Source organism: Robertmurraya dakarensis (genome assembly GCF_900156875.1).
In the GTDB taxonomy this organism is placed as follows: domain Bacteria; phylum Bacillota; class Bacilli; order Bacillales; family Cytobacillaceae; genus Robertmurraya; species Robertmurraya dakarensis.
This window is the reverse complement of the sequence record NZ_LT707409.1, coordinates 1,418,037-1,430,230: the sequence shown is the minus strand read 5'-3', so window position 1 is coordinate 1,430,230 and position 12,194 is coordinate 1,418,037. Positions and strand designations below refer to the sequence as shown.

The following is a 12,194-nucleotide window of genomic DNA, read 5'->3' as shown; positions in this document are numbered from 1 at the left end:
AGAAAAATTAAAGGATTCTGGGTACAGCGGATTAACGAGACCACCTGTACCAACTGATGGAACAGCACCAAATATTTCAGCACCTGCTAACTTCTCATTCCTTGCACCAGCTTATTATAAAAAATATGGTTTAACAGAGGAACAAGGAAGAGAAGTTTTATCTCGCATTGCTTATAAAAACCATTACAATGGTTCATTAAATCCTAAAGCACAATACCGCAATGAAGTTTCTATGGACACTATTAATAAGTCTCCATTAGTTGCGGCGCCACTTGGAATCATGGACTGTTCTGGTGTTGCGGATGGAGCAGCTGCAGCGATCATCGTTCGTACTGAAGATGCTCATAAATACCGTAAGGATCCAATGTATGTTAAAGCATTATCAATTGCTGCAGGTCCTGGAGATGGACGCTTACGTCAGGACTTTGATTTTACAATGATTAAAGAAAACGTTGCAGCATCTCAAGCTGCTTATAAAGAAGCTGGTATTAAAGATCCTAGCAAGGAAATTCATATGGCTGAAGTTCATGACTGCTTCACTCCAACAGAATTGGTTATCTATGAGGATTTAGGCTTCAGTGAACGCGGCCAAGGCTGGAAGGATGTTTTGAATGGCAAGTTCGAGTTAACTGGGCAGCTGCCTGTTAACCCTGATGGCGGATTAAAATCATTCGGACACCCAATCGGTGCGAGCGGTCTCAGAATGCTATATGAAATGTACCTTCAATTCCAAGGAAAAGCCGGCAAGCGTCAGCTTGATAATCCGAAGATCGGGTTAACGCATAACCTTGGCGGAACACCAATGCAATGTGTTTCCTTTGTATCAGTAGTAGGGAAAGAATTATCTTAATATAGAAAAAATTAAAAAAGGAGTGAATCCAGTGAGTACATCATTACAAGACAAAATTGGCATGCAATTAGAAACGTACACATTTAAAGTCGAAGGCGTGAAAGCTCGTGAGCTCGCTTTGGCAATTGGGGATTTAAAAGAAGAATATTTAAAAGGGGAAAAGCTTCCTCCAACTTTCCCAACTGTTATTGATTTCTGGGGTGGAACTCAAAACACTTCTGCTGTATTAAACCTTAATATGAAGAAGGTCCTGCATGGTGAAATGGAATACGAATATGTAGGAACAATCAATCCTGGCGATGTCCTAACAGTCAAAGGATCTGTTGAAAATGCTTATACAAAAGCTGCTATGAATTTCTTTGTCATAAAAAAAGAATTTTACAATGAAAAGGGCGAACTTGTATTAATTTCACGTTCAACCACAATCGAAAGACACTAGGAGGCGAAAAAAATGAATGTAGGGTATGTATTCGAACCAATCCAAAAAGATGAAGTAACACATCAACAGCTAGTAAAATATGCTGGCGCTTCTGGGGATTTCAATCAAATCCATACAGTTGTTCCATATGCTGAAGAAGCTGGCCTAGGCGGAGTTATTGCACATGGAATGATGATCATGGGATTCATTGGTCAAGCAATTGGCGAATGGTGTTCAGTAGACGATCTTGCTAAGTTTAATGTCCGCTTCAGAGCGATGACTAGACCAGGTGAAAAAATCACAGTAAGAGGCAGCGTTGTTGATGAAACAGCAGACCGCTGGGTATGTGAAGCAGAAGCTGTGAACGAGGCTGGAGAAGTCAAAGTTAAAGGTAACTTCGAAATTAGAAAATAATCAAAATAGCAGTCTAACTATAGGGATGCCCGCCGCCCAAAACGGCGGGCATCCCTATAGTTAGAATAATTAGATAATTCAAATAAATGGAGGGGTTATATTATGAAGAATCAAACAGTTATTATAACTGGCGGCGGAAGCGGCATTGGGAAGGCAATGGCACAAAAATTTGCGAAGGAAGGTGCAAACGTTGTCATTACCGGAAGAAATCTTGAAAAGTTAAATGGGGCAAAAAGCGAGATTGAAACGTTTGATGGTCAAGTCCTTACGTATCAAATGGATGTAAGAAACCCGGATAATGTCGCAGGAATGGTTGAAGCTGCAAAGAATCAATTTGGAAAAATTGATGTGCTGATCAATAATGCGGCAGGGAACTTTATTTGTGCAGCAGAGGAACTTTCTTTAAATGGCTGGAACGCGGTTATCAATATTGATTTGAATGGTACATTCTACTGCTCTCAAGCTGTAGGAAAAGAATGGATTGCCAACAATCAAAAAGGAAGCATTATTAATATTGTCGCTACATTCGCCTGGGGTGCAGCACCTGGAAACGTTCATGCTGCAAGTGCAAAAGCTGGAATATTAGCGATGACTCGTACACTTGCTGTTGAGTGGGGGAGTAAATATGGCATTCGAGCGAATGCGATCGCACCAGGTCCGATCGCCGATACAGAAGGAGTTGCGAGATTAATAGACGATACTGATGGTTATAGTAATGCGATCAATAATGTCCCGCTTAAGCGCTTTGGAAAGGCCGAAGAAATTGCAAACCTTGCATACGCTTTATCTACACCTGAGTTGGAGTATATCACAGGTGAATGTATCACAATGGATGGCGGCAGATGGTTGAATAATTCTGGCTTAAAAGGAGTTTAAGAATTTCATAGCTATGATTAAAGGAGAACAAGCTTAGATGGGGATTCACTCATTTAAGTTTGTTTTTTCACTATTTTAAATTAATCTTACGAATCCCTCTTTAATTTTGTTATGCTAGTATTGACGAAATTTTACGAAAAAGAGAGGTAATTCATATGAAAAAAATTCACACAGTAACGTTAATTGGACTAGGAGCAATTGGAGCAGCGTACGGAAGCAGGCTTCAGGCATTACTGGGGAATTCATTCTTTGTTGTTGCAAACGAAGATCGTATTCAAAAATATCAAAAAAATCCTATAACCGTAAACGGTGAGAAACAAAATTTCAATTACATAAGTACAGACGTGGAGGCAGAGCCTTCAGATCTAGTTATTTTTGCCGTCAAGAATGAACAGCTGCCTCAAGCGATAGAGGACGCTAAATACCATATTGGTCCAGATACAATCATTCTTTCGCTGTTAAATGGAATTTCGAGTGAAGAAGAGATATCTGAGGCAATACATAATGAACATATTTTGTATAGTATGTGCGTTGAGATCGATGCAGTTCGAGATGATAACCAATCTATACGGTTTTCTAGTATTGGGAAAATTTGCTTTGGTGAAAAAAATCAATCGTTGTCAGAAGATGTGCTGGCCGTGAAGGATTTATTTGAGAGAGCAGAAATTCCCTATGAAATCTCAGAAAACATATGGCATACGATTTGGTGGAAGTTTATGTTTAATGTTGGAATTAATCAAACTTCAGCGGTACTCAGAGCACCGTATCGATATTTTCAACAAATCCCTTCTCTTCACCAATGGATGGAGTCTGCGATGTATGAAGTCGTTGCTGTAGCTGAGAAAGCTGGAGTTATTTTAACAGAAGAGGATGTAAAGAAATTTCGTCCTATTCTTAATAATCTTTCGCCAAATGGTCAAACATCAATGCTTCAAGATATCGAGGCAGGAAGAAAGACAGAAGTAGAGTATTTCGCTGGCAAGGTATGCGAACTAGGGAAGAAGTATCGGGTCGCCACACCTATAAATGATCAACTGTATAAAATGATAACAATTATGGAAGAGATGGAGAAATTAAATAATAGATAAATAGTGGTAGACTCAAGCTGCAAGAAGAAAGTTATCTTTTAGCTTGAGTTACTATGTTTTTTAAATTTATATTCAAATTTTAAAGGGTTTTTGTATACCCTGTCGAATTTACTATTTTAACTTCTATTTTTAATAAAATACAATTAAGTGTTACATGCAAAAGTGACTGAATAATCTAAAGTAATATATTATAATAATTATTTTGAAATTTCGCAATGTAATTAAAGCATAAAGGGGTAGGAACATGGGGGAAACGGTAATGAATACATCTTATTTAGAGTGGCTGCAAAAGGAGTTTGAAGAGTCACCTTTTTGGAAGCATATGGGGATTATGGTAGACAAACTTGAGGCAGGAAATGTTTCAATAAAAATGCCTGTTAAACCTGAATTGCTTAATTCCAACGGTGTTATGCATGGCGGGGCGATTGCTACCATCCTAGATTCTGTTATTGGTGCAGCCATTCGGACAGAGAGAGAGGTTCGCGTTGCGACCATCTCCTTAACAACGAATTTCGTGGCACCGGTTCGCGAGGGAACAGTATATGCAACAGCAAGAATCGTTAACCCCGGGAAAAGAATTCTTTATGTGGAATCAACGGCAACGGTTGATAAAGAAGAGATTGTTGGAACGGCGTTAGGTACATTTACGATTCTTAAAAAATAGTCTAAAAAGATTCATTTTTAGAGAGGGTACGGAGAAAGGAGTAAGATGATGTTAGCTTTAGAGGGAGTTAAAGTTCTGGATTTATCGAGAACATTGGCAGGGCCGTTTTGTACGATGATGCTTGGGGATATGGGCGCTGATATTATTAAGGTGGAACAGCCTGGAAGCGGGGATGAAACGAGAAGGTTTACGCCTCCAACATGGAATGGAGAAAGCTGCTATTACCTTACATCCAATCGAAACAAGCGCAGCATCACGATAGATATTAAATCGCCAAAAGGGAAAGAAATCATCTACAAATTGGCTGAGGAAGCGGATGTGGTTGTAGAAAACTTCCGCACCGGTACAATGGAAAAATTGGGCTTCGGCTACGAACAGTTAAAAGAAAAAAATCCACGATTAATCTATTGTTCGATTTCTGGATTCGGACGAACAGGCCCTGAAAAAGATAAACCCGGCTATGATTTACTGCTTCAAGGGTATAGCGGACTTATGAGCATAACGGGAGAACCTGATCAACCTCCTGTTAAGGTGGGGACTTCGGCAGTTGATTTAAATACGGGAATGTTCGCTGCGTTTGGCATTGTGACTGCCCTGTTTGCAAGACAAACATCAGGGAAAGGCCAGTTTATAGATGCTAGTTTACTAGACAGCCAGGTAGCTCTCTTGAATTATCATGGCACGAACTTCTTTGCAACAGGTAAACCGGCGGCCCGCTATGGTTCAGGTCATCCAACAATTGTGCCGTATCAAGCTTTCCAAGCAAAGGATATGGATATCATACTAGCCGTGGCAAATGATGGACTGTGGGTAAAATGCTGCCGTGGATTTGGCTGGAATGACTTGCTGGAAGATGACCGTTTTAAAATCAATGATGACCGGGTAGCTAACCGGGAAGTATTGGTGAATATTATCAATGAGCGCCTTGGAAAAATGGAAAGCGCTGAAATTTTTGAGCTAATGGAAAAGGCTGGTGTCCCTTGTGGTCCGATTCATACAGTCGAGCAAGTGATGACACATCCGCATGTGAAGGCAAGAGAGATGGTGCTGGAAATAGAACATCCAAATGTGAAGGATCTGAAGGTGCCGGGATTCCCTGTTAAATTTTCGGAAACACCTGCCAAATTGAGGAAACACCCGCCTCTACTAGGTGAGCATACGGATGAAATACTGCAAGAACTAGGTTATTCCGAAGAGGAAATAAAAGAATTAAGAGAAGATCATGCCCTTTAGATTTGTAATTTGCTGGGTAGTTCGTTGAAAGGATACAAATTGAAAGCGAGAGTTGATCTTCATAAGGGGATGAAGGCCGATTCCTGGTTTAAGGGAAAAGCAAACGGTCTTCATAAAGGGTTTGAGAACCGAAAGCGGTCCAGCGAAAGCAGGTAATGGCCCTTCTTAAAATTGTAAAACTTAGTATTACTAGTTTGCTATAGATGGCTTCTAAAAGGGATAGTAGTCATCTTTTTTTCGATATTTACATAAGTAAATATGATTATATATATTTTTTTAAAAAGGGAGAGAATGGGATGGATAGAGAAGCAGTAATAGTAGAAGCTTGCAGATTGCCAGTAGGAAGGAGAAAAGGGGTTTACGCTGACACGCGGTCCGAGTACTTATTATCTCATGTTCTAAAAGGATTGCTAGAACGCTCTGGTATCAATAAAGAAGAAATCAATGAAGTGATTGTTGGCTGTGTGACGCAAAATCAGGAGCAGGGAAATAATGTTGCTAGAATTGCAACATTAATGGCTGGTCTTTCTGAAAATACGTCTGCGATGACGTTGAACAGAAAATGCGGTTCCTCTCAGCATGCTGTGAACCAAGCAGCACAAGGAATTATTGCCGGTGATTTCGATGTGGTTGTGGCAGCTGGAATAGAAAATATGACAAGACATCCAATGGGAACTGATAAGGTAGAAGAACCACAGGAGCTAAAGGATATGTATGAGCTGATTCCACAAGGACTTTCAGCAGAGAGAATTGCAGACCTTTGGAATATTACTCGCGAGGAAATGGACCAGCTGGCGGTGAGAAGTCATCATTTAGCAGATGAAGCTACTAAAAGCGGGGCATTTAAACGAGAGATTCTTCCGATTGAGGTCAGCAAGGATGGCCAAAAGGTTGTTGTGACAGAAGATGAAGGAATTCGTCCTGGAACGACTTTGGAGAAATTAAGCACGTTAAAGCCTGCCTTTAAGGAAGATGGGAAAATTCATGCTGGAAACTCCAGCCAAATTAGTGACGGGGCATCTGCTGTCTTGATTATGTCAAGAGAGAAGGCTGAAGCACTAGGTCTAAAACCGCGTGCTAGAATTATTGCTAGAGATGTAATTGGATCTGATCCAACCTTGATGTTGACCGGTGTGATTCCTGCTACGAAACGAATCCTTGAAAGAGTCAACCTAAGCGTTCAAGATATTGATATTTATGAATGTAACGAAGCCTTTGCGTCGGTTACATTAAGCTGGGCGAAAGAACTCGGAATTCCAGAAGAAAAAATCAATCCTCGCGGCGGGGCGATTGCACTAGGACATCCGACAGGAGCAAGCGGGGCAAGGATAATGACCACTCTACTTCATGAATTAGAAGACTTGGATAAAGAATATGGTCTGCAAGTGATGTGCTGCGGCGGGGGCATGGCAACAGCGACTATTATACAGAGGATTAAATAAACTTCATGAAAGCAGCCATTCAACAACTAGAAGTAAAAAACAAAAGTGCAAAACGTTCTCTTAAAAGCAAGTATGAAAAAGCGATTGATATGCTTATGCTAGCAATCGCTTTTTCCGCATTGCTTGTGGGATTAGTCGAGTCTTTAAGAGGACTTCTTCCTTTGTTAACGGTTGTTTTAGGAATAACACTGGTACTCAGCATTCCCGTCATAGCTAAAGGCCCCAAATATTATTCGATTGGCATGTGGATCATGGGTTCGTTCTTTTTAATTACCGAACACGCCAACTTTGATACATGGCAGCATGCGATTGGCTCTAATATTGAATTAGTCACCCTTTTTATGTTAGTGCCACTGCTGAGCCTCCCCGTTAAATACGGTGGATATACGAAAAATATTAATTCCATTTTTCAGCAGCTTGGAGGTGTTAAATGGAAGATACATACTTTTGCCAATTTCTTAATGGCTTTGCTCGCTCCCATTTTAACGCTGGGTGCCGTAACAATGATTAAGGACCTATCTCCACAATTAAAAAATGAAAAAACATTTTTGGTCTCGTTATCGAGGATGTTTGGATTGACCCTGATGTGGACGCCTTATTTTGGAACGGTTATTTTTATTCTTTCAATCTTAAAGATGGAGTGGGCGGAAATTGTTCCTTTCACCTTAACATTTGCTATTGCTGGGATGCTGCTTAGTATTCTGATGGTGAAAATTGAAAATGTGAAAAATCCTACGGTAGTAGAGTTGGAGACTTTAAGTGAGACAGACTCTTCAGCTGTACCTGTAAATAATAAAAAATTACTAGAACTGGTTCTTATAATTTTATTGATTTTAGGTTCAACACTACTTTTATACTATGTGAGTCATTTTACCATGACAATCACGATTTCGGTGCTATCGGTTACCGTCCCGATTCTTTGGTTCTTTTATTTAAAAAAGATCAAGAAGCTAGGTGAAGGCATTAAGTATTACTATAATCATCTTCTGCCAAAGTTAAAAGGGGAAATCATTTTAATGATTAGCGCTAGTTTCTTTGGCTTTGCCTTTGTAAATAGCAGCTATAGCAGCTTAGTGCCTAAAGTGTTTACACAAATAACAGGAAACCATGCTTTGCCGTTTATATTGTTATTATCTTTCATCATGATTTTTATATCGATTATCGGCGTCCATCCGTTTGTGTTGACGACGATTTTTGCTGCAACATTCTCACAGGGCGGGATTCCGATCAGCCAGCTTGTTCTTGCTTTGGTTATATTTAGCAGTTGGGGAATGTCGCTGACGTTGTCACCGTTTTCTGCTACTACCCTAGTCGTGATAAGGGATACGAATTTTAACGCGTATAAAGGAAGCGTTCATTGGAATATCGGTTTTAACGGAGTTCTTTTTGTACTATTAGTGATTTTTGCTTATAGTCTTTCATTGCTAGGCTTCTAAAGTAGAACCGGAAAAAGTGTACTAAAAACGGCGGCTTACCTATAGAAATAGGATTATATAATACTGTTCTAGTCTAGTATTAGGGTGGCCGCTTAATACTAGTGATTTTTAAAAGCGAATTGTAGAAAAGAAAATTAAAAAGGAGTGATATGAATGAAACATTTATCACGTTGTGCCGCGATTGTCGGTGCTGCAGAGTCAGACTTAGGGATTGTGCCTAATAAGAATGTGTTTCAATTACAAGCGGAAGCTGCAAAGAAAGCGCTTGATGAATGCGGGTTAAAGAAGTCAGATGTTGAGGCTGTTTTTTCGGCCGGACCACACTCCTACTTGCAGACAGTTACCATTGCTGAATACATGAAGATAACGCCAAAATATACTGATTCAACGAGCATTGGCGGTTCTTCTTTTGAAGCGCATATAGGACATGCTGTTGCAGGGATAGCGGCTGGACTGTTTGATACTGCTCTCATAACATACGGGAGTACCCAAAGGTCGGATAGTTCCCGCCCTGGAAGCAGAATTGAAAGAGATATCTTTGAGGCTCCTTATGGTATGCCTTTCCCGCTCGGAGGCTATGCGCTAGCGGCACAAAGGCATATGTCCATGTACGGAACAACCTCAGAACAATTGGCAGAAGTAGCTGTTGCAGCAAGAGAGTGGGCCAAACTGAATCCAAACGCATTCAAACGAGATCCGCTAACGATTGAAGAGGTACTGAATTCTGAAATCATTGCCTCACCACTTCATAAATTAGACTGTTGTCTCGTAACAGATGGGGGAGGAGCCATTGTTATCACCTCAAAGGAAAAAGCAAAGCAGTGTAAAACAGAACCGATATGGATTTTAGGAACTGGTGAAACACATACCCATATGCATATATCACAAATGGATGACCATACCGTAACGGGGGCTCAAACTTCTGGTAAAAGAGCCTATGAAATGGCGGGGATCACACCTTCTGAGATTGATCTTGTTCAAGTGTATGATTCGTTTACGATTACTGTACTTTTGCAATTAGAAGATTTAGGATTTTGTAAAAAAGGGGAAGGCGGGCGCTTCGTCCAGAACAGAAATATACGCCCTGGCGGTGATTTTCCGTTGAATACCAGCGGGGGAGGATTATCCTATTGTCATCCAGGTTTGTTTGGAATCTTTCTAATCATCGAAGCAGTTAGGCAGTTAAGAGGCGAATGCGGTGATAGACAGGTGAAAAATGCAAAGACTGCCCTTTGTAATGGAATGGGCGGAGTACTTTCTTCTAGCAGCACCGTTATTTTAGGGAGGGATTAATATGAACTATCCTAGTATTACGCATTTGTTAAATGATGAAAATAAACCATATTTTGAGGCCACCAAGGACCAAAAGTTAGTTATCCAATACTGTTCAGTTTGTCATACACATCAATTCTATCCAAGAGTGCTTTGCATGAATTGCTTCTCAGATGCCGTTCAGTGGGTTGAGGCTTCCGGGAAAGGAAAATTATACAGCTATTCGGTTGTGAAAAAGACCTTTATTCCAGAGTATAAAGATAAAGTGCCTTATATTGTCGCTTTAATTGACTTGGAAGAAGGAGTACGGTTAATGAGCCATATGGTAGATATTGATGAAGGTGATTTATTCGTAGGGATGGAAGTATCTGTCGTTTTCCGTGAACAAATAGGAGAGTATAAGCTTCCGCAATTTGTACCTGCAAAATAAAAAGAACTCTTAAAAACGTATAATTGTTAGCGGGAAAAAGTAATATGTTAAAAAGGATATAATAAAAGAGAATCTTTTTGTTTTAAATATTCCGAATTTTTTAAATTGTATGTTGATATTTTTCGAATAATCATATAATCTATTAATATCCTATTATCGGATATTTCAGAAAGATTGATATCCGGTAATAACTTTTTAATTTGCTTTGACTTCAGATAGAAGGGGGGCCTTATTAGACAGCACAGGATTCATCTAGTAATACTGTAAGCGCTTTCGATGGGATAATTTAAATTATTGGGGGTTTTATATGTGTTAAAAAAATTAACGTTTATGCTAAGTTTCTTATTCCTATTTGCATTTGTGCTGGCTGGCTGCAGCGGGTCAAGTTCCACTAGCTCGTCGGACTCAGATTCAGGTGAAAAGGATGGCGGATCGTCTGAAAAGGTTATCGAGATGAATGTCAGTAACTTTAACCCTTCAACACACCACTATGCTTACAACGTTTATGAACCTTGGAAAGAGCTAGTGGAGGAAAAGTCAAATGGCCGAATTAAAGTGAACCTTTATCATGGAGGAACTTTGGGCAAATCTAGTTCAGTTGTTGAGGATGTTGGCGGCGGCCTTGCGGATGTAGGATTAGTTGTTGCCACTTATTATTACGATACGAACTTCTTCCCTTATACAATTGGAAATCTGCCTTTTGCTTTTCCAGATGCTGCAAGCGCTGCAAAAGTAATGACTGAGTTTGGTGAGAAATACGCGATGGATGCATATGAAGAAGATCTTCATTATTTAGGGGAAATTACAACGACTGATGCTTATGATTTATTTGCGACAAAGCCGATTAAAAGTGTGAGTGATGTAAAAGGACTAAAAATGCGAGTTCAAGGTAAGGGCGATACAGAGGTAGTGAAGAATTGGGATGCTGTTCCTGTATCACTGCCATTAGAAGAGTTTTATGAAGCGATGCAAAAAGGAACCTTAGATACAGGTTTTTATACTCCAATTGGAGCAGTAGGGAACAAGTATTACGAAGTTGGCCCGTACATTACGAAAATGGGGATCACTGTCACTCCTTTAATTCCAGTAATGAACAAGGATTTTTATGAAAAGCTGCCTGATGATTTAAAGCAATTATTTGATGATGAACTAGGTCCAAAACTTGGAGCATTATTTACGGAAAGCTATACAAAGGAACTGGAAACGGCCTATGCAGAGCTTGAGAAGCAAGTAGATGGAAAAGGAGAGCTTATCACTCTAGCTCCAGAAGAATTAAGCGGATTTAAAAAGTCTGCACAATCAGTTTGGGAAAATTGGGTAAACGATGCAAATGACATGGGGTACCCTGGGGAAGAGATGATGGAAGAATTTAAAAAGATGCTAGAAGCAGAAGGATTAGAACTTCCATTCTAAATGATTAAGAGCGGGGCTGTCTTAGGAACAAACCAGGTAATTAGCCTTTTATAAGGAACTGGCTAATTTGGGGCAGCCCTAATTCTATATGAAAGATGGTGCTTACTATGAAATGGATCTTTAGTACAGTAAGGACGCTATCACAGTTTGGGAAGTGGATCGCCATCGCGACGATGACATTGATGATGTTATTTATAACTTTTGCGGTGGTAAATAGAGAACTTTTTACACCAGTGGTAGGGGATGTGGAGCTTGTCCGGCTGGGAATGGTCGTGTTAATTATGTTTGGTTTAGCATATTCCCAAGCGGAAGACGCCCATGTATCAATTGGTTTATTGGTAGATCGCTTTCCAGAGAAGATTCAGCATATCATTGATGCTGCTGCATTTCTTTGCACTCTTGTCATTTGTTTAATCATTGGCTGGGTGACTTTTGGGGTAGCTACTGAGGAAATGTTTGGACGCCCAAGATCAACCGATTTGTTGGAAATACCATTTTATCCATTTAGATATGTCATTGCAGTCGGGTTCGTATTATGGGGACTAGAAGCATTTCTAAAAGTTTTGCATGCAGTATCATTGTTAAGAAAAACTTCGCAATAGCTAGGAAAATATGAAATTGACTCTCGTGTTTTAAAAGGCATAGACGGAAAGTTTAT

13 protein-coding genes are annotated in these 12,194 nt (G+C 39.9%); all 13 read left to right on the top strand.

From position 1 onward, the window contains the following. The coding region (locus CZ487_RS15770; protein ID WP_077215345.1) for an acetyl-CoA acetyltransferase at positions 1-850 on the top strand (850 nt) is incomplete at its 5' end. 31 nt (positions 851-881) lie between these two features. Further along, positions 882-1,289 (top strand): FAS1-like dehydratase domain-containing protein, encoded by a 408-nt coding sequence (locus CZ487_RS15765; RefSeq protein WP_077213240.1) that lies wholly within the window; start codon positions 882-884, stop codon positions 1,287-1,289. A gap of 12 nt (positions 1,290-1,301) precedes the next feature. Continuing rightward, complete coding sequence (locus CZ487_RS15760) at positions 1,302-1,682, top strand: MaoC/PaaZ C-terminal domain-containing protein (protein WP_077213239.1); 381 nt, start codon at positions 1,302-1,304, stop codon at positions 1,680-1,682. A gap of 102 nt (positions 1,683-1,784) precedes the next feature. Then, positions 1,785-2,558 carry a 2,4-dienoyl-CoA reductase gene (fadH, locus tag CZ487_RS15755; RefSeq protein WP_077213238.1) on the top strand — a complete coding sequence of 258 codons (774 nt, stop codon included), beginning with the start codon at positions 1,785-1,787 and terminating at the stop codon, positions 2,556-2,558. A 155-nt stretch (positions 2,559-2,713) separates the two neighbouring features. Continuing rightward, positions 2,714-3,646 carry a ketopantoate reductase family protein gene (locus tag CZ487_RS15750; RefSeq protein WP_077213237.1) on the top strand — a complete coding sequence of 311 codons (933 nt, stop codon included), beginning with the start codon at positions 2,714-2,716 and terminating at the stop codon, positions 3,644-3,646. 259 nt (positions 3,647-3,905) lie between these two features. Further along, positions 3,906-4,310, top strand: a complete 405-nt coding sequence (locus CZ487_RS15745; RefSeq protein WP_161949655.1) for a PaaI family thioesterase — start codon at positions 3,906-3,908, stop codon at positions 4,308-4,310. A 45-nt stretch (positions 4,311-4,355) separates the two neighbouring features. Continuing rightward, positions 4,356-5,543, top strand: coding sequence for a CaiB/BaiF CoA transferase family protein (locus tag CZ487_RS15740; protein WP_077213235.1), 1,188 nt, complete (start codon positions 4,356-4,358; stop codon positions 5,541-5,543). Positions 5,544-5,839: 296 nt separating this feature from the next. Continuing rightward, on the top strand, positions 5,840-6,985 hold the full coding sequence (locus CZ487_RS15735; RefSeq protein ID WP_077213234.1) for a thiolase family protein: 1,146 nt from the start codon (positions 5,840-5,842) through the stop codon (positions 6,983-6,985). Positions 6,986-6,990: 5 nt separating this feature from the next. Then, positions 6,991-8,421, top strand: a complete 1,431-nt coding sequence (locus CZ487_RS15730; protein WP_077213233.1) for a hypothetical protein — start codon at positions 6,991-6,993, stop codon at positions 8,419-8,421. Between the two features lie 153 nt (positions 8,422-8,574). After that, positions 8,575-9,714 carry an acetyl-CoA acetyltransferase gene (locus CZ487_RS15725; RefSeq protein ID WP_077213232.1) on the top strand — a complete coding sequence of 380 codons (1,140 nt, stop codon included), beginning with the start codon at positions 8,575-8,577 and terminating at the stop codon, positions 9,712-9,714. A 1-nt stretch (position 9,715) separates the two neighbouring features. Beyond that, complete coding sequence (locus CZ487_RS15720; protein ID WP_077213231.1) at positions 9,716-10,123, top strand: Zn-ribbon domain-containing OB-fold protein; 408 nt, start codon at positions 9,716-9,718, stop codon at positions 10,121-10,123. A gap of 309 nt (positions 10,124-10,432) precedes the next feature. Then, on the top strand, positions 10,433-11,536 hold the full coding sequence (locus CZ487_RS15715) for a TRAP transporter substrate-binding protein (protein WP_237562898.1): 1,104 nt from the start codon (positions 10,433-10,435) through the stop codon (positions 11,534-11,536). A 107-nt stretch (positions 11,537-11,643) separates the two neighbouring features. Further along, the gene (locus CZ487_RS15710; RefSeq protein ID WP_077213230.1) at positions 11,644-12,138 is read left to right on the top strand and encodes a TRAP transporter small permease; all 495 of its coding nucleotides are present in this window, start codon (positions 11,644-11,646) and stop codon (positions 12,136-12,138) included. Positions 12,139-12,194 lie beyond the last annotated feature (56 nt).